Genomic DNA, 17,947 nt, shown 5'->3' with positions numbered 1-17,947 from the left:
GTCGGAATTCCGGTTGGTTGTTTCCTGGGAACGATAGCACAAACGCTATAGCGTAGGATGGGTTGAGCGCAGCGAAAACCCATCGGCCGTCGATTGCGGCGGGCTCTGCCGATGGGTTGTCGCGCCGGCCTTCGGCCGCCGTTCAACCCATCCTACGGCCCGGCGTTTTACCCGACGCCCAATGCCTTCAATTTGCGATGCAAAGCCGAGCGCTCCATGCCGACGAATTCGGCGGTGCGCGAGATGTTGCCCGAGAAACGGCTGATCTGCGCAATCAGATAATCGCGCTCGAACACTTCGCGGGCTTCGCGCAGCGGCAGGCCCATGATGTGCTCGCCATTGTTGGAGGTCGGCATCGACGGCACCATGGAGCCGACATCCTGCGGCAGCATGTCGGCGGTGATGATCACCTCCGGTCCGCCACCGGCGAGGATCATCACGCGCTCCACATTGTTGCGGAGCTGGCGGACATTGCCGGGCCAGACATGGGACTGCAGCACGGCCATGGCGTCCTGGCCGATCTGGCGGCGCGGCAGACCGGTATTGGCGGAGATCTGCTCCATGAAGAACTCGATCAGCTCGGGGATGTCCTCGCGATGCTCGGACAGCGGCGGGACGCGGATCGGTACGACGGAGAGGCGGTGATAGAGATCCTCGCGAAACGTGCCCGCGGCGATCTCTTCTTCGAGGTTACGCGCGGTGGAGGAGATGATGCGGACATCGACGCTGACCTTGGTCGTGCCCCCTGCCCGCATGAAGGTCTGATCGACCAGGACGCGCAGAATCTTGTTCTGGGTCTCGCGCGGGAGATCGCCGATCTCGTCGATGAACAGCGTGCCGCCATGGGCTTCTTCGAGCGCGCCGGCCTTGCGCTGCTGCTCGCCATTGCTCTGCTCGGTGCCGAACAGTTCAAGCTCCATGCGCTCCGGCGTGATCGCGGCGGCATTGATGACGACAAACGGGCCATTGGCACGCGACGATGACGCATGCAGCGTGCGCGCCGCGAGCTCCTTGCCGGCGCCGGACGGGCCGACGATGAGGATGCGGCTGTTGGCCTTGGCGGCGCGGTCGATGGTCTGGCGCAACTGGTTCATCGCAGCGGAGCGGCCGCTCAGCTTGCTGGCGATCGGCGAAATCTGCTTGAGTTCGCGCACTTCGCGTTTCAAGCGCGACGTCTCCAACGCGCGTGTCGCGACGAGGATCAGGCGATCAGCCTTGAACGGCTTCTCAATGAAGTCATAGGCGCCGCGCTTGATGGCCGCGACGGCGGTTTCGATATTGCCGTGGCCGGAGATCATGACGACCGGCAGGTCGGGATTGTCTTTCTTCACCTGCTCCAAAAGCTGCAAGCCGTCGAGCTTGCTGCCCTGCAGCCAGATGTCGAGGAAGACCAGATTGGGACGACGGTTGGAGATTTCATTCAGCGCACTGTCACTGTCGCGCGCGGTGCGCGTCGTAAAGCCTTCGTCTTCCAGAATGCCCGCAACGAGATCGCGGATATCGGCTTCGTCGTCGACGATCAGAATGTCATTTGCCATGGGTCAAAATATCCTGGTCACTTTTCTTCTGTTCAACTGCCGGTGACGGCTGCGATCTTCGGTTCTTGTTCGGGCGCCGCTTTCGCGTCGCTCTTCTCCGCGTCAGGCTTCTGACCGGAGATCGCGAAACGCAACCGCATCCAGGCGCCGCGCTGACCTGGCTTGATGCTGGATGCGTCGCCGAGCTCGATCCCGCCGCCGTGGTCTTCCAGCACCTTGCCGACAATGGCGAGGCCGAGGCCGGTGCCCTTCTCGCGGGTGGTGACATAGGGTTCCAGCAGACGCGAGCGATTGGTTGTCGGCAGGCCGATGCCGTTATCGACGACGTCGATCACGATCTGGCCGTTCTCGCTGAAGGCTGTGACGTCAATGCGACCTTTGCCGAGTTCTTCCGGCGGCACGGCCTCGATGGCTTCGGCGGCATTCTTGATGATGTTGGTCAACGCCTGCGAGATCAGCCGGCGATCGAACTGCGCCTTCAGCGGCTCTTCCTTGATCTCGGCATGGAGGTCGAGTTCGGGATGCCCGACGCGCATCAGGAATACGGCCTGGCGCACGGTGTCGGCGACATCCTCGCCTTCGATGACGGGCTTCGGCATCCGGGCGAAGCGCGAGAACTCGTCCACCATGCGGCGGATGTCCTCGACCTGGCGCACGATGGTGTCGGTGCACTGCTCGAAGATCTGCTTGTCGTCGACAATCACCTTGCCGAATTTGCGCTTGATGCGCTCGGCGGAGAGCTGGATCGGCGTCAGCGGATTCTTGATCTCGTGGGCGATGCGACGCGCCACGTCAGCCCAGGCCGAGGTGCGCTGCGCGGAGACGAGATCGGTGATGTCGTCGAGCGTGATGATGTAGCTGTCGCGCGACTGGCTGGTCTGTTCGGCCGAGATGCGGACGGACAGATTGCGCTCGCGGCCCTCGCGATCGATGGTGATTTGCCCCTGCACCAACCGCTGCGAGCTTTCGCGGGCATTCTGCATGAGTTCATCCAGCTCCGGGATGATCTCGTGCAGCGGATGGCCGAGCACTTCGGACTCGGAATGGCCGACCAGCTTCTCGGCGGAGCGGTTGAGAATGCCGATCACGTTGGAGCCATCGACACCGATGATGCCAGCGCTGGCCGATGATAGTACGGCTTCGATGAAACGGCGGCGGCTGTCGATGACATCGGAGGCAGAGACCAGCTCGTCGCGCTGGGTGCGCAATTCCGAGGTCATCTTGTTGAAGGTCTCGCCGAGATGGGCGAGATCGCCTTCCGACTGGATCACCGGGACCTGCACATGGAGGTCGCCGGTGGAGACCATGTTCGCCGCGCTGACCAGACGACGGATCGGAGCCACCAGCCAGTTCGAGAAGTTCAGGCCAATCAGCACGGCCGACATCAGCACCGTCAAAGCGATGACCGTGAACATCAGGCCGAAGGCAATCTGGATTCCGAGGCGGCGCGATTCCAGCTCGGTGTAGTCGGCGACACTGGCCTGGGTCTGCGCCATCTGCGCGACCACGCGCGGGTCGAGTTTGCGCGCGACATAGAGATACATGTTGTCAAAGGCGCGCAGCTTGATGACGGCGGCGACATAATTGCCGTCGGGGATGATGGTGATGGCCGGCTCGCCGGTGCCGACATTGACCAGGAAATCCGCCGGCGGCGGTTCGAATTCCGGCCGGACACCCGGCTGGTCGGGCTCGATGACGGTACGATCCTTGTCGATCAGCATCGCGCCCGGCAGGTTGCGCGCCTTGGCATTCGCCAGCATCAGCGAGCGGAACGTGCCGCGGTCCTGATAGAACAGCGGCTGGATGCGGGCGAGATCATCGGCCATGCCGAGAATGTCGCCGCCGATCAGTTGCGCATGCTCGTTCACATAGGCACGTGCGACGGTCATGGAATTGCCGATCACGGCCTTGGTCGGGCCGGAGAACAGGCGATCCAGACCGCGATCGAGGGTCACATTGGCGACGATCGAGACCAGCACCGCCGGCAGCACGGCAATCACCGAGAACAGGCTGACCACCTGCACATGCAGCCGTGCTGCGGCCCTGCCCCGGCGCCGCGCCTGCACGACCTTCCAGATCTCGCGGGCGATGATCAGCACCAGCAGGAGAACGGTGGCGGCATTGATCAGCAGGAAGGACACGACCACCAGATGGGTGGGCGCGAGCGGCGTGAGGCCATTCAGGACAAGGAAGGTCAGGCAGGCGGAGAATAGCGCCATGCCGACGGCCATGGGTACAAACAGCCGCCGCAATGGATTGCGCGACTCGAATACCGACGGTTCGAAAACTGGTGCCGACGTCTCTGCGTTCGTCATTCCGGGATTTTTTGCTGAGCGAGGCGTTGCGTGACCTTGGCGCGGGCTGGGTCGCTACCACCTACGCACTGATGCAATCATACAACAATGTTGCTCAATTACGACAAATCCGCGGCGTAGAACAGCCGCGGATTGCGCAAGTCGCTCAATTTCACCGTTTGATCGGTGAAATATCAGGAAACTCCGCCCTCATCCTGAGGAGCGGCCGCTTGGCCGCGTCGCGAAGGATGGCTGCACGCTCGGAGTCTGGCCATCTCATGGTTCGAGACGGCGCTTCGCGCCTCCTCACCATGAGGGACCGTGTCGTTCCTATCCCCCCGTCCGATAGACCTGAATGTCCAGATCCCGAATCTTCTTCCGCAGCGTGTTGCGGTTGAGGCCGAGGAGATCGGCGGCACGAATCTGGTTGCCGCGGGTGGCGGCCAGTGCTGCGGTGAGCAATGGCACCTCGATCTCGCGCAGGATGCGGTGATAGAGGCCCGGCGGCGGCACGCCGTTCGGAAAGCTGGAGAAGTGCGAGGACAGATAGACCTCCACGGCCCCACCCAGATTATCCACGGTGGTCGGTGCATTGCCACCCGACACCACTGCCGGCGGTGCCAGTTCGCCATCGATCACCGGACCGGTGATGACGTCCTGCGGATAGAGCGCGGCGAGACGGCGGGCGAGGTTTTCAAGCTCACGGACGTTGCCCGGCCAGCGGTGCTGCTTCATGCGCTCGAGCGCCAAGGCGTCGAGCTTCTTGGGCGGCAGGCCGTCCTTTTCGGCCAGCGCGAAGAAGTGGCGGATCAGGTCGGGCAGATCCTCGATGCGCTCGCGCAGCGGCGGCAGGCGCAGCGGCACGACGTTGAGGCGGAAGAACAGATCCTCGCGGAACAGGCCCTGCTGGATCAGGATGCGCAGATCCTTGTTCGACGCAGCGACGATGCGCACATCGGTCTTGATCGGGGTGCGGCCGCCGACGGTGGTGTATTCGCCCTGCTGCAGCACGCGGAGAAGACGCGTCTGTGCCTCCATCGGCATGTCGCCGATTTCGTCAAGGAACAGCGTGCCGCCTTCGGCCTGCTCGAAGCGGCCGGTGGCGCGGGCATTGGCGCCGGTGAAGGCGCCGCGCTCATGGCCGAACAGTTCGGATTCGATGAGATCGCGTGGAATCGCAGCCATATTGACCGCAACGAACGGGCCGTTGCGGCGCTTGCCGTAATCATGCAGCGCGCGGGCGACGAGTTCCTTGCCGGTGCCGGACTCACCGGAAATCATGACCGTGAGATCGGTCTGCATGAGGCGGGCGAGGACGCGGTAGATTTCCTGCATCGCCGGCGAACGGCCGACCAGCGGGATGGAATCGAACTCGCCGTCGTCGTCATTGCTGGCGACGCGCTCTTTCGGCTCGGCCAGAGCGCGGCCGACAATGGCGATCAGCTCCTTCAGGTCGAAGGGCTTCGGCAGATATTCGTAGGCGCCGCGCTCGGAGGCGCGGATCGCGGTCATGAAGGTGTTCTGCGCGCTCATCACGATGACCGGCAGATTGGGCCGCATCTTCTTGATGCGCGGCAACAGATCGAACGCGTTCTCGTCGGGCATCACCACGTCGGTGATGACGAGATCGCCCTCGCCCTGGCTCACCCAGCGCCACAGCGTGGCGGCATTGCCGGTGAGACGCACCTCGTATCCCGCGCGCGACAGCGCCTGATTGAGGACCGTGCGGATTGCCGTATCGTCATCCGCAACCAGAATACTTCCTGCAGGCATCGTCAGTCCTCTACTTAAGTCTGCGAGCCGGACGATGCACCCGCATCGTCACTGCCCGGATCTATGGTCTTGCTGTCTAGGTTCTTGGCTGGGTTGAACATCGGCAACAGCACGCGGAAGGTGGTCTTTCGGGGTTGGGATTCACACTCGATGATCCCGCCGTGGTCGCCGATGATCTTCGCAACCAATGCAAGACCCAGGCCGCTTCCGGTCGGTTTGGTCGTGACGAAGGGATCGAACAGATTCGGCAACAGATCTTCGGGAACACCGGGGCCGTTGTCCTTCACGCAGAACTCCAGCGGCAGCGACACGCGCGATTTCTTGCCAGGCACGGAAAGGCGCACGCCGGGTCGGAACGCTGTGGTGAGCTGGATCTCGCCATCGGAGCCGAGATCGACGATTGCCTCGGCGGCGTTCTTCACCAGATTCAGGAACACCTGAATGAGCTGGTCCTGATTGGCCAGCACCGGCGGCAGCGACGGGTCGTAGTCCTCGATGAAGCGGATGTTGCGCGCAAAGCCCGACTGCGCGAGGCGCTTCACATGGTCGAGCACGGAGTGAATGTTCACCGGGCCGCGCGCGACGGGGCGCTCGTCGCCGAACACCTCCATGCGATCGACCAGCGTGACGATGCGATCGGCCTCGTCGGTGATCAGGCGCGTGAGCATGCGGTCTTCGGCGGAGGCCTGCTGTTCCAGCAGCTGTGCCGCGCCGCGGATGCCGGACAGCGGGTTCTTGATCTCATGCGCCAGCATGGCCGCGAGTGCCGTCACCGACCGCGCGGCGCTGCGATGGGTGAGCTGGCGATCCATCTTGTCGGCGATGGTGCGCTCCTGCAGCATCACGACGATATGGCCGGGGCGCTCCGTGAGCGGTGCCACATGCAGATCGACCTGGCGATCGCCGCCGATGCGCGGCGTGCCCAGATCGACCTTGTATTCGTTGACCGGCGAATTGGCTTCGCGGACCTGATCGATCAGCGCCAGCAGCGGACTGCCGAACGGCACCAGCTCGCGCAGCGACTGCCGACGCAGAAACTGCGCGGAAATGTCAAAGAAGGACTCAGCGGACATGTTGGCGTCGACGATCTTGCCGTCCGGCGCGATCACGAGAATCGGATGCGGTAGCGCGTTGAGGATGGCCTCGCTGTCTGCGGGGGCTGGCCGGCGATATTCTGCGGCGCTCATGCGGCAGCACTCCATGCAAAGTCGTCGAAGGCCTCGTTCAGCGCGCGATGCACGCCGGAGGGGTCTTCAGAGGTGAGAATTCGGGCGCGCCAGTCTTTGAGCTTCGCCGGTGCCGCACCGCTGGTGTCTGCGGCCGTGTCGAGCGCCCAGCCGAGATGTTTTCGCGCATGGCGAAGGCCGACACGCAGGCCGTAATGCTGGCAGACGTCGTCATAGAGCGCGACGACATAAGCGAGCTGCTGCTGCAGTGTCGGCGCTGTTTCCTTGATGCCGGTTTCGAGCTGACGACCGATCTGGCCGGGTAGCCAGGGCTGGCCATAGGCGCCGCGGCCGACCATGACCGCATCGGCGCCGGAGGCCTCAAGCGCGCTGACGGCCTTGTCGAAGGAGGTGATGTCGCCATTGACGACCACGGGCACACTGACGGCCGCCTTCACAGGTCGCACGGCATCCCAGTTGGCGTCGCCCTTATAGAATTGGCAGCGCGTGCGGCCGTGCACGGTGATGAGCTGCACACCCGCCTCCTCCGCGCGACGCGCGAGTTCGGGCGCATTCATCGTACGATCGTCCCAGCCGAGCCGCATTTTCAGCGTCACGGGGACTTTCACGGCAGAAATCGTCGCTTCGATCAAAGTCAGCGCATGGTCGAGATCGCGCATCAGCGCCGAGCCGGACTGCCCGCCGGTCACGTGGCGCGCCGGGCAGCCCATATTAATGTCGATGATATCCGCGCCGCCGCCTTCGGCGATCCGGGCGCCTTCGGCCATCCAATGCGCTTCGCAGCCAGCGAGCTGCACCACATGCGGACCGATCCCGGTCGCCTCGCAGCGAAGCACCGACATCGGTCGTCCATTCACCAGATCGTCGCTGGCGGTCATTTCGGAAACCACGAGACCGGCGCCGAGCTCGGCGGTCAGGCGGCGGAACGGGGCATCGGTAATGCCCGACATCGGCGCAAGAACGACCCTGTTGGCGATTTCCACATCACCAATCTTCAATCGTTTGCTGTATGATGCGTCCGGACTCACAGAGCTACTCATCGTGCTTGTCTCCGCGGCGTTGCGGCGACAAAGCCCAGTATGCGCACATTTGTTGGGCAGTCAATTGTCATGCCTACACATTAGCCAAAGCCAACAGCTTTGCAAGTGCAGTGCAGCAATGCACGTTTATGCGTCATGCCCAACTATTCCGACAAGCAAACCTACTGTTTTTCGGCGCGGCCGTGCTAAGGGCTGTGCTCCAACCGCTTACCCCTTAATCAACTGACCCTGATGACAAATTCACCGAAAACTGCCGCCGTTATCGTTGCCGCCGGGCGTGGCCTGCGCGCCGGAGGCGGCGGCCCCAAGCAATATCGCACCATCGGCGGGCGTCCGGTGATCGCCCGCGCCATGGAGCCGTTTTGCGCACATCCACAGGTGTTCGCAGTGCAGCCCATCACCAACCCCGACGATGTCGCCCTTTTCAACGAGGCGGTGACAGGGCTGCGGTACCAGGTTCCGGCCAATGGCGGCGCGACTCGGCAGGCCTCGGTCCATGCCGGGCTGGAGGCGCTGGCGGATCAGGCGCCGGACATCGTGCTGATTCACGACGCCGCCCGCCCCTTCGTGTCTCCTGCCGTGATCGAGCGCGCCATCGCCGCTGCGCAGATCACCGGCGCCGCGGTACCGACCGCGCCTGTCGTCGATACGATCAAGGTCGTGAATGACAAAGGTCATGTGGAAGCGACGCCCGAACGCGCCAAGCTGCGTATCGCACAGACGCCACAGGCCTTTCGTTTCGATGTCATCCTCGCGGCGCATCGTCGTGCCGCAGCCGAGGGCCGTGACGATTTCACCGACGATGCCGCGCTCGCCGAATGGGCGGGATTGACCGTGGCAACCTTTGAAGGCGATCCTGCAAATATGAAGCTGACGACTCCCGAAGATTTTTCCCGCGAAGAAGCCCGCCTCGCAGCCTCCCTCGGCGATATCCGCATGGGCACGGGCTATGACGTGCACGCCTTCGGCGACGGCGATCACCTGATGATCTGCGGCGTGCGCGTGCCACATACGCGCGGCTTCCTGGCGCATTCCGACGGCGATGTCGGCCTGCATGCGCTGGTGGATGCGATTCTGGGCGCACTGGCGGATGGCGATATCGGTTCGCACTTCCCGCCGAGCGACGACAAGTGGAAGGGCGCTGCGTCCGACAAGTTTCTTGAATACGCCGTCGGTCGCGTGACCGCGCGTGGCGGCAAGATCGCCAATCTCGAAGTGACGCTGATCTGCGAACGGCCGAAGATCGGTCCGCTGCGCGATGCGATGCGCACGCGCATCAGCGAGATCTCGGGCGTGCCGGTGTCGCGCGTGGCGGTGAAGGCGACGACCAGCGAGCGTCTTGGCTTCACTGGCCGTGAAGAAGGTATTGCAGCAACAGCGGCGGCCACGATCCGCTTGCCCTGGGTGGACTGACATGGCCGGCAGCGACGCAAGAGCCCTCTCCCGCGCGCTGCTCGACCTTTGCCGCAGTCGCAAGCTGACCATTGCGACAGCGGAGTCCTGCACCGGCGGCCTGGTCGCCGGCGCACTGACGGAGATCCCCGGCTCGTCAGACGTGATCGATCGCGGCTTCGTCACTTATTCCAATGACGCCAAGCGCAAGATGCTTGGCGTCAAGGCAACGACGCTGGACAGCTTTGGTGCGGTCAGCAAGGAGACCGCGATCCAGATGGCGGTCGGTGCGCTGGAAGAAGCCGATGTCGATCTTGCCGTGTCGATCACCGGCATCGCGGGCCCCGGCGGCGCGACGCCGGGCAAGCCCGTGGGGCTCGTGCATTTCGCCGTGGCCGCGCGTGACGGGCGGATCGTCAACAAGGAATGCAGGTTCGGCGCGATCGGCCGAAGTGCTGTGCGTCAGCGTTCGGTGCTGGAAGCGCTGCGCATGCTGATGGAACTGGCGCGCGGACCGCAGGCACCGGCGAAGAAGCGGGCTTTGGCCAGCAATGCGCGTGTCGCGCGATCACCGCGGCGGAAGGCTGCGACAAGGCCTGTGAAGAAGGCTGTGAAGCCGAAGCCGAAAGCTGAGTAATCCTCACTCCGCCCTCATCCTGAGGAGCCGCGCAGCGGCGTCTCGAAGGATGGCGGCGAAGCTTGGAGCCAGGCCAGCTCATGGTTCGAGACGGCGCTGCGCGCCTCCTCACCATGAGGGTCAGAGTTAGGCGCGCTGCGCCCGATACACCTCATCCGCACGCTTCTCGAACGCCGCGGCAAAGCGCTGGAACGCCGCGTCGAACATCGAGCCCATCAGCAGCGCCAGCATGCGGCTCTTGAATTCGTAGTTGATGAAGAAGCCGACATCGCATTCGGTCTCGGTCTTCGGCTCGAACGTCCAGCGATTCTCGAGATTGCTGAACGGGCCACGCAGATATTCGACCAGGATTTTCAGGTTGGCCCGATCGAGCGTGACCTTGCTCGTAAAACTCTCCTGCACCAGCTTGAACGACACGGTCATGTCGGCAACGATGACTTCGGTGCCGTCGTCATTCTGCGTGCGTTGCCGCACTTTCAGGGCCTTGCAGAGCGGCACGAATTCCGGATAGCGCTCGACATCGGCCACGAGGTCGAACATCTGCGGTGCGCTGTGGCGCACGCGGCGCTTATTGGCAAATCTCGGCATCGATCAATCAGCGGGCGATGGCTTCGCGCGCTGCCTTCAGCTTGGCAAAATCCTCGCCGGCATGATGCGACGACCGCGTCAGCGGCGACGCCGACACCATGAGGAAGCCCTTGGTGTAGGCGACCTTCTCATAGCCTGCGAATTCATCGGGCGTCACGTAACGCGACACCACGTGATGCTTGCGCGTCGGCTGCAGGTACTGGCCGATGGTGAGGAAGTCGATCTCAGCCGAGCGCATGTCGTCCATCACCTGCAGCACTTCAGGCCGCTCCTCGCCGAGGCCGACCATGATGCCCGACTTCGTGAAGATGGTGGGATCGAGCTCCTTCACCCGCTGCAGCAGGCGCAGCGAATGGAAGTAGCGCGCGCCGGGGCGGACCGTGAGATAGCGCGACGGCACGGTTTCCAGATTGTGGTTGAACACGTCAGGCTTCGCGGCGACGACCACTTCAAGCGCGCCCGGTTTGCGCAAAAAGTCGGGCGTCAGGATTTCGATGGTCGTCGTCGGGCACGCCGCACGAATGGCGCGGATGACCTGCGCGAAATGATCGGCGCCGCCATCGGCGAGGTCATCGCGGTCCACCGAGGTGATGACCACGTGTTCGAGGCCCAGCTTGCGCACGGCTTCAGCGACATGTGCAGGCTCGTTCGCATCGAGCGCATTCGGCATGCCGGTCTTGACGTTGCAGAACGCACAGGCGCGGGTGCAGGTGTCGCCCATGATCATGAAGGTGGCGTGCTTCTTCTGCCAGCACTCGCCGATATTCGGGCAGCCGGCCTCCTCGCACACGGTGACGAGGCCGTTTTCCTTGACGATCTTGCGGGTATCGCCATAGCCACGACTGGTCGGCGCACGCACGCGGATCCAGTCCGGCTTCTGCGGCGAAAAATTGTCGGGCCGATTCACCTTTTCAGGGTGACGCGGGCGGATTTGCGACGATGATACGGTATCGAGGACGGTGACCATGAATTGTCCGTTCTGTGCAATGCCCTAGGTAATCCGCCGGGCGCCCGCTCGCAACCCGCCCTCGCCCGGCCCCGCCCTGCATCCAAGCATATCGTGTGAGAATGGCCCGAAAACCCGACCAAACCACCCACAAATTGGGCAAAGCACTGAATCGCAAATTCTTCGATCGCAGTGTCCATGATGTGGCGCCGGACCTGATTGGCGCAACCCTGCTGGTGGACGGCGTCGGCGGGGTGATCGTGGAGGTGGAGGCCTATCATCACACCGACCCGGCCGCGCATTCCTTCAACGGGCCGACGCCGCGGAACCGGATCATGTTCGGTCCGGCGGGCTTTGCCTATGTGTATCGCATCCACCAGGTGTTTTGCGTGAATGCCGTGTGCGAGGGGGAAGGCTCGGCCAGCGCGGTGCTGATCCGTGCGCTGCAGCCGACCTTCGGGCTGGATGAGATGCGTGCCCGGCGCGGGCTGGAGGACGAGCGGCTGCTGTGCTCCGGCCCCGGCCGGCTGTGCCAGGCGCTGGGGATCGGGCTCGCGCATAACGGGCTGGCGCTGGACAAGCCGCCGATCGAGCTATTTGCGCGGACGGAGATGCCGGATGTCGTGGCCGGCATCCGGATCGGGATCGGCAAGGCGGTGGAGTTGCCCTGGCGCTACGGCGTGCGCGGGTCGAGGTTTTTGAGCAAGCCGTTTGCGAAGTAGCCCGTCTCCGCTGTCTTCGCCCGGCTTGACCGGGCGATCCAGTAAACATTTGCAGCGCGTTGATCACTGTCGCCGGTGTCTACTGGATCCCCGCTCCGCGCACGCCTTCGGCGTGCTAGGCGGGGATGACAGCAAGAGTTTACGTCCGCGCCTTACGACATCGTCTTCAACCGCTCCAGCGCTTCCAGCACCTTGGCCTTGCGGCTTTCGGCGGCGGCACGCTTTTCGCGCTCTTCCTCGACAACCTCTTCGGCCGCATTTGCGACGAACTTCTCGTTCGACAGCTTCGCGTCGGCGCGCTTGATGTCGCCTTCGGCCTTGGCGAGTTCCTTCTCGAGCCGCGCCTGTTCGGCCGCGACGTCGATCAGGCCCTTGAGCGGCAGGCCGGCCACTTCACCACGGACGATGAGCTGAACGGTGCCTTCCGGCGCCTTGTCGGCGAAGGTGATGGTGTCGATCCGCGCGAGGCGCTTGATGACGTCGCTCCAGCGCTGCGCCCGCGCCTGCATCTCGGCGGACGCCGCGACCAGCACCAGCGGTGTCAGCGTGGCCGGCACGATATTCATCTCGGCGCGCAGCGAGCGCACGGCGGTGATGAGATCGACGACCCAGCCGATCTCGGCTTCGGCGGCATCGTCGGTGAAGTCTTCCGACGCCGGTGCAGGATCGGCCAACAGGATTGGCGCGACGATCGGATCGCTGGCAGCGGTCGCGACGATCAGTGCTTCCTGCTCACGCGTGATACCCGTCGCCTTGCGCGACCAGGGCGCCAGTGCGAGCAGACCGTCACGCGGCGCAGTGACCGCCCACAGCTCTTCGGTGATGAAGGGCATGAACGGATGCAGCAGTTTGAGAATCTCGTCGCGCGCCCAGGCGACCATGGCGCGGGTCTCGGCCTTGGCCGGGCCGTCCTCGCCCATCATGAAGGGCTTTGCGAGTTCGAGATACCAGTCGCAATAGACGTTCCAGACAAAGCGATAGGCCGCACCCGCCGCATCGTTGAAGCGATAGGCTTCGATCGCCTCGGTAACTTCGCGCGTGGCCTTGACGGTTTCATGCGCGATCCAGCGATTCAGCACTTCCTTTGCCGCGGTCGGATCGAATCCGGCCGGTAGCACGCACTCGTTCATCTCGGCGAAGCGGCTCGCATTCCAGAGCTTGGTCGCAAAGTTGCGATAGCCTTCGACGCGTGAGGTCGCGAGCTTGATGTCGCGGCCCTGCGCGGCCATGGCGGCCAGCGTGAAGCGCAGCGCGTCGGCACCGAACTGGTCGATCAGGTTGAGCGGGTCGATGACGTTGCCCTTCGACTTCGACATCTTGGCGCCCTTCTCGTCGCGGACGAGGGCGTGGATGTAGACGGTCGGGAACGGCACGTCCTTCTTGAAGTGCATGCCCATCATCATCATGCGGGCGACCCAGAAGAAGATGATGTCGAAACCGGTGACGAGGACATTGGTCGGGTAATAGCGGTTCACATCGACATCGGTCTGCGGCCAGCCGAGCGTCGAGAACGGCCACAGCGCCGACGAAAACCAAGTGTCGAGCACGTCTTCATCGCGCGTGATGAAGCCTTCGCGCTTGGCAGGATCGAGCGCCATCTCGCGGCCCTGCTCCGCGGTGATGTGCTCCTGCTCGACATAATAGCCGAGCGCATGGCCGACGGCCTCGTCCTCGGTCTCGGCGACGAACACCTTGCCATCCGGGCCGTACCAGGCCGGGATCTGATGGCCCCACCACAGCTGGCGCGAGATGCACCAGGGCTGGATGTTCTCCATCCACTCGTAATAGGTCTTTTCCCAGTTCTTCGGCACGAATTCGGTGGCACCCGTGCGCACGGCGGCGATGGCCGGCTGCGCCATGGTCTTGGCGTCGACATACCACTGGTCGGTGAGGAACGGCTCGATGACGACATTCGAACGGTCGCCATGCGGGACCATGTGGACGTTCGGCTCGATCTTTTCGAGGAAGCCGAAATCGTCGAGCCGCTGCACGATCGCTTTTCGCGCGGCGAAGCGCTCCATGCCGTGGAGTTCGTCGATCAGCTGCGAGGCGCCTTCCGGCAGGCCGCGTGCGTAATCCTCGTTGTCGGCGAGCGCGAGCTTGCCTTCGATGTCGAGAATGCTGATGCGCGCGAGGCCGTGGCGGTTGCCGACTTCGAAGTCGTTGAAGTCATGCGCAGGCGTGATCTTCACCGCGCCCGAGCCCTTTTCGGGATCGGAATATTCATCGCCGACGATGGGGATCAGGCGGCCGACCAGCGGCAGCACGACATTCTTGCCGATCAGATGGATGTAACGCTCGTCGGCTGGGTTCACGGCGACGCCGCTGTCGCCCAGCATCGTTTCCGGACGTGTGGTGGCGACGACGATGAAGCTCGTCGGATCTTCCGGATTGAAGGTCTTGCCTTCGATCGGATAGCGCAAATGCCAGAGATTACCCTTGACCTCGACCTGCTGCACTTCGAGATCGGAGATCGCGGTCAGCAGTTTCGGGTCCCAGTTGACGAGGCGCTTGTCCTTGTAGATCAGGCCCTCGCGATAGAGCTGCACGAAGACCTTGATGACGGCCTCGGACAGGCCCTCGTCCATGGTGAAGCGTTCGCGCGACCAGTCGCAGGACGCGCCGAGGCGCTTCAGCTGATTGACGATGGTGCCGCCGCTCTCGGCCTTCCATTTCCAGACGCGTTCGAGGAAGGCTTCACGGCCCATCTCGCGACGGCCCGACTCCTTGCGCTCCATCAACTGTCGCTCGACCACCATCTGGGTCGCGATGCCGGCATGGTCGGTGCCCGGCTGCCACAGCACGTCACGGCCGCGCATGCGCTCGAAGCGGCACAGCACGTCCTGCAGCGTGTTGTTGAGGGCGTGGCCCATATGCAGCGAGCCGGTGACGTTCGGCGGCGGGATCACGATCGTATAGGGCTCGGCGTCCTGACGCTCCGGCCGGCCGGCCTTGAACGCGCCTTCGCTCTCCCACGCCGCCGCAATGCGGGCTTCGATATCGGCGGGCTGATAGGTCTTTTCGATCATGACGGATGCAATCAATCAGGAGTGTTCGGCCGCAAAAACGGCCATCAATGTGCCTGCGGCTAGAAAGCCGCAGCACAGGCGCAAGTCAACAGATGGCCGGTATATAAGCCCGGAATGGGCCAAACGAAGGCCCGTTTCCGCCTGAAACGGCTAACGGCGCCTAACGCCCGCCGCCGCGCGAGACGCGCTCGATCTCGGCCTTGACGACGCGCTCCACCAGACCCGGCAGATTGTCGTCGAGCCAGGATTTCAGCATCGGCCGCAGCATCTCCTTGACGAGATCCTCCAGCGTGCGGGCATTGTTGCTCAGCACGGTATTGGCGAGCGAATTGAACGCGGATTCCACGGCCGACGCGGTCGTCTGCGACATCATCGGCGGTGCCGCGGCTGCCGGCTGTCCACGCAGCGGCGCATCATAGGCTGGCGGATCGAAGCGCGGCTGTGGTGGCGCACTGGCCGCGACGGCTTCGGCGAATTCGAGATCGTCGGCGGGCTCCACATGCCGGAAGGCCGGCTCGGGCTCTTCCGCCACCACCATCTCGTCGGTGAGTTCAAATACGTCCTCGACCGGCGGCGCGGCGCGGACCTCCGGTTCGGAAGTGACCGCATCGAGGCTCGCAAGCATCGCGTCGATATCGTCTTGGCTGTTGCTCACAGCAGGCTCGGGCGCTTTCTCGACTGGTTTTGGCGGGGGGGCGGGAACGGGCTTCGGGGCCGGTGGCGGCGCACTGGCAACGACAGCCGGCTTCGGCGGTGCAGCGGGGGCTGAAGCAGGTGCTGCTTCGACAGGCTTTGCTTCATCATCCGCGATGATGCGACGGATCGACGCCAGAATCTCCTCCATGGAGGGTTCCTGGACCTTTGCAGGTTGCGTCATGTCCGACTCCGCATCGTCTAAGCTCTCGTCACTATCCTACACCAGACGAGGCTGAATTTCGCGGCGCCCGGCCGTGCCGGGCAGACCATTCATCGCGCAAGCCTGACTTGTCCCCAGATCAAGCGACGCCTCACCACTAGCCGTCGCAACCATCACGCACTGATGCGTTCCGAATCGCGCTGCTACGTCGTTGAACGGTACGTCATTGCATCAAATGATTGCAAGCAAAGGCGAAAAGCGAAAGGGCCGCTTTGCGGCGGCCCTTTGAAGCAGATGGTATGATTCAAGTACCGAACGGCTCAGCGGCCATCCGGCGTGCGAACGCCAGCCCAGCTATCGCGCACCTGATGATAGTGCACGCTCGGATCATAGACATTGGTGTTGAGCTTCATCACCGTCGGCGACAGGCGGCCGACGGCGTTCAGCACGGCATAGGACGCGACGACGCGATCATGCTGCGCGGTGACGAGTGCCACGCGCGCATTCACCAGCGCCTGCTGCGCGTTCAACACGTCGAGCGTGGTGCGCTGGCCGGCCTTGGCTTCTTCACGCACGCCGTTCAGCGCGATTTCCGATGCCTGCACCTGCGCCTGCGCCGAGGCGACCTGCGCCCTGCCCGCCAGCAACTGGCCCCAGGCCTGCACGACGCTGGCGCGGGTCTGGTCGCGCACCTGCTCGAGCGCCAGGCGCTGCTGCGCCAGCGTTTCCTTGGACTGGCGGATCAGCGAATATTCGGCACCGCCCTGATAGACCGGGATCGACACCTGCGCGATGCCGGCCGCGGTCAGGCCGCGCGGCGCGGTGATCGACTGGTCCCAGCCCTGCTGGATGCTGGCCTGCAGCGACACCGTCGGGAACAGCGCGCCTTCATTGACCTTCACATTGAGGAAGCTGACATCGATGCCATACATCGCGGCGGTGACGTTCGGGTTCTCGACAAGGCCGAGATCCACGGCAGTCGGCAACGAGTTCGGCAGATAGCGATCGACGGGAGAACCGGCCTGCAAGGCATTCGGCTCATTGCCGATGATGCGGCGGAAGTTCGAACGCGTCGTGGTGAGGTTCGATTCGGCGGTGAGCAGCTGCGTGCGGCCGGCAGCGAGCTGGGCTTCCGACTGCGCCACGTCCGTACGGGTGACTTCACCGACATTGAAGCGATCGCGGGTCTGCTTCAGCGTCTGTTCGAGCACGCGGACATTGCTCTTCTGCACTTCGACGACGGCCGAGTCGCGCAGATAGTCCATGTAGATCGTGGCGGCCGACAGCATCACCGTCTGTTCGAGCACGCGAAGGCCTTCGCGCGCAGCGGACACCTGGCCTTCGGCAGCGCGGGTGCGGTTCGCCGTCTGATTACCGTTGTAGAGCGTCTGGTTGATGGTCGCACCAACCGCGCGCGGCACCTGCACGCCGTGCAGCGCGATCACGTTGCCGCCGACGACGCTGACAGCGTCCGTATACTGATAACCGCCGCTCGCGGTGATCGCGACCTTGGGGCGATAACCGGACAACGCCTGCGGCACGTTCTCGTCGGTGGCGCGCACCGATGCACGCTGTGCGTTGAGCTGCGGATTGTTCTGATAGGCGCGGACCAGGGCCGCTTCGATCGTGTCGGCGAGGCTCGGGGTCGTGCCGGCGAGCGACAGCAACAAGGCCGCAACAGCAGCGCCGGTGGAAACTTTTACGCGGCCCATTCTTGGTAATCCATTCTTGCCACTCACCTATCCAAGGCACAGCTTCACTGCGCCAGACAGGCGAAATCCGTTAGCGAGTCTCCACTCACCATATTACTCGCACGCGCGAGACGGAACCTCCCGTGGCAAGATCGCGGTGGAAACTTGGCCGATGGGACATACAAGCCACACTTGCATTCGCAAGTCAGGTTCCTAGGCAGGCGACGAAAAAGCCCCACGGTGACCCGCGGGGC

The 17,947-nt window shown here is 63.7% G+C and carries 13 protein-coding genes; 3 read left to right on the top strand and 10 right to left on the bottom strand.

Annotated elements, in window-relative coordinates; translation table 11 throughout:
* Positions 1–167: 167 nt before the first annotated feature.
* From ntrX to dusB, 5 genes are all read right to left on the bottom strand, one after another.
* Positions 168–1,538 carry a nitrogen assimilation response regulator NtrX gene (gene ntrX / locus AC1RQ5_RS17250; protein ID WP_398484199.1) on the bottom strand — a complete coding sequence of 457 codons (1,371 nt, stop codon included), beginning with the start codon at positions 1,536–1,538 and terminating at the stop codon, positions 168–170.
* Positions 1,539–1,570: 32 nt separating this feature from the next.
* On the bottom strand, positions 1,571–3,853 hold the full coding sequence (locus tag AC1RQ5_RS17245; protein WP_493200545.1) for a sensor histidine kinase NtrY-like: 2,283 nt from the start codon (positions 3,851–3,853) through the stop codon (positions 1,571–1,573).
* Positions 3,854–4,162: 309 nt separating this feature from the next.
* A complete protein-coding gene (gene ntrC / locus AC1RQ5_RS17240; protein WP_233021612.1) occupies positions 4,163–5,605 on the bottom strand; it encodes a nitrogen regulation protein NR(I) in 1,443 nt (480 codons plus the stop codon).
* Positions 5,606–5,619: 14 nt separating this feature from the next.
* Positions 5,620–6,792, bottom strand: coding sequence for a two-component system sensor histidine kinase NtrB (locus AC1RQ5_RS17235; RefSeq protein WP_398481662.1), 1,173 nt, complete (start codon positions 6,790–6,792; stop codon positions 5,620–5,622).
* Positions 6,789–7,790, bottom strand: coding sequence for a tRNA dihydrouridine synthase DusB (gene dusB, locus AC1RQ5_RS17230; RefSeq protein ID WP_493203455.1), 1,002 nt, complete (start codon positions 7,788–7,790; stop codon positions 6,789–6,791). The genes AC1RQ5_RS17235 and dusB overlap by 4 nt, the downstream gene beginning before the upstream one ends.
* 273 nt (positions 7,791–8,063) lie before the next feature.
* On the opposite strand from dusB, the gene AC1RQ5_RS17225 reads away from it, so the two are divergent.
* Both AC1RQ5_RS17225 and AC1RQ5_RS17220 read left to right on the top strand, forming a co-directional pair.
* On the top strand, positions 8,064–9,245 hold the full coding sequence (locus AC1RQ5_RS17225) for a bifunctional 2-C-methyl-D-erythritol 4-phosphate cytidylyltransferase/2-C-methyl-D-erythritol 2,4-cyclodiphosphate synthase (protein WP_398481660.1): 1,182 nt from the start codon (positions 8,064–8,066) through the stop codon (positions 9,243–9,245).
* A gap of 1 nt (position 9,246) precedes the next feature.
* Positions 9,247–9,861, top strand: a complete 615-nt coding sequence (locus AC1RQ5_RS17220; protein WP_493200543.1) for a CinA family protein — start codon at positions 9,247–9,249, stop codon at positions 9,859–9,861.
* 126 nt (positions 9,862–9,987) lie between these two features.
* Here the strand turns inward: AC1RQ5_RS17220 and AC1RQ5_RS17215 are convergent, their stop codons facing one another.
* Together AC1RQ5_RS17215 and lipA are read right to left on the bottom strand one after the other, a co-directional pair.
* Positions 9,988–10,449: a type II toxin-antitoxin system RatA family toxin gene (locus AC1RQ5_RS17215; protein ID WP_493200542.1), complete on the bottom strand. Its 462-nt coding sequence runs from the start codon at positions 10,447–10,449 to the stop codon at positions 9,988–9,990.
* 7 nt (positions 10,450–10,456) lie between these two features.
* Entirely contained in the window at positions 10,457–11,416 is a 960-nt protein-coding gene (gene lipA / locus AC1RQ5_RS17210) for a lipoyl synthase (RefSeq protein WP_398481654.1), read from the bottom strand.
* Between the two features lie 101 nt (positions 11,417–11,517).
* Between lipA and AC1RQ5_RS17205 the strand changes: the two genes are divergently transcribed.
* Positions 11,518–12,117 (top strand): DNA-3-methyladenine glycosylase, encoded by a 600-nt coding sequence (locus AC1RQ5_RS17205; protein ID WP_493200540.1) that lies wholly within the window; start codon positions 11,518–11,520, stop codon positions 12,115–12,117.
* A gap of 152 nt (positions 12,118–12,269) precedes the next feature.
* Here the strand turns inward: AC1RQ5_RS17205 and AC1RQ5_RS17200 are convergent, their stop codons facing one another.
* From AC1RQ5_RS17200 to AC1RQ5_RS17190, 3 genes are all read right to left on the bottom strand, one after another.
* Positions 12,270–15,146: a valine--tRNA ligase gene (locus AC1RQ5_RS17200; RefSeq protein ID WP_493203453.1), complete on the bottom strand. Its 2,877-nt coding sequence runs from the start codon at positions 15,144–15,146 to the stop codon at positions 12,270–12,272.
* A 160-nt stretch (positions 15,147–15,306) separates the two neighbouring features.
* A complete protein-coding gene (locus tag AC1RQ5_RS17195; protein ID WP_493200538.1) occupies positions 15,307–16,023 on the bottom strand; it encodes a PopZ family protein in 717 nt (238 codons plus the stop codon).
* A gap of 299 nt (positions 16,024–16,322) precedes the next feature.
* Positions 16,323–17,714, bottom strand: coding sequence for a TolC family outer membrane protein (locus AC1RQ5_RS17190; RefSeq protein WP_398481647.1), 1,392 nt, complete (start codon positions 17,712–17,714; stop codon positions 16,323–16,325).
* Positions 17,715–17,947: the final 233 nt, after the last annotated feature.

Source organism: Tardiphaga sp. GW821-FHT12E02, from assembly GCF_058807155.1.
The sequence above is the reverse complement of the archived record's forward strand: the minus strand, read 5'-3'. Positions and strand labels throughout refer to the sequence as shown.

What these genes read in the sequence shown, in the direction of transcription:
- lipA (WP_398481654.1), bottom strand. Translation starts at nt 11,416, where the DNA reads ATGGTCACCGTCCTCGATACCGTATCATCGTCGCAAATCCGCCCGCGT.
- AC1RQ5_RS17245 (WP_493200545.1), bottom strand. Translation starts at nt 3,853, where the DNA reads ATGACGAACGCAGAGACGTCGGCACCAGTTTTCGAACCGTCGGTATTC.
- AC1RQ5_RS17235 (WP_398481662.1), bottom strand. Translation starts at nt 6,792, where the DNA reads ATGAGCGCCGCAGAATATCGCCGGCCAGCCCCCGCAGACAGCGAGGCC.
- AC1RQ5_RS17220 (WP_493200543.1), top strand. Translation starts at nt 9,247, where the DNA reads ATGGCCGGCAGCGACGCAAGAGCCCTCTCCCGCGCGCTGCTCGACCTT.
- ntrC (WP_233021612.1), bottom strand. Translation starts at nt 5,605, where the DNA reads ATGCCTGCAGGAAGTATTCTGGTTGCGGATGACGATACGGCAATCCGC.
- AC1RQ5_RS17205 (WP_493200540.1), top strand. Translation starts at nt 11,518, where the DNA reads ATGGCCCGAAAACCCGACCAAACCACCCACAAATTGGGCAAAGCACTG.
- ntrX (WP_398484199.1), bottom strand. Translation starts at nt 1,538, where the DNA reads ATGGCAAATGACATTCTGATCGTCGACGACGAAGCCGATATCCGCGAT.
- AC1RQ5_RS17225 (WP_398481660.1), top strand. Translation starts at nt 8,064, where the DNA reads ATGACAAATTCACCGAAAACTGCCGCCGTTATCGTTGCCGCCGGGCGT.
- AC1RQ5_RS17215 (WP_493200542.1), bottom strand. Translation starts at nt 10,449, where the DNA reads ATGCCGAGATTTGCCAATAAGCGCCGCGTGCGCCACAGCGCACCGCAG.
- AC1RQ5_RS17195 (WP_493200538.1), bottom strand. Translation starts at nt 16,023, where the DNA reads ATGACGCAACCTGCAAAGGTCCAGGAACCCTCCATGGAGGAGATTCTG.
- AC1RQ5_RS17200 (WP_493203453.1), bottom strand. Translation starts at nt 15,146, where the DNA reads ATGATCGAAAAGACCTATCAGCCCGCCGATATCGAAGCCCGCATTGCG.
- AC1RQ5_RS17190 (WP_398481647.1), bottom strand. Translation starts at nt 17,714, where the DNA reads ATGGGCCGCGTAAAAGTTTCCACCGGCGCTGCTGTTGCGGCCTTGTTG.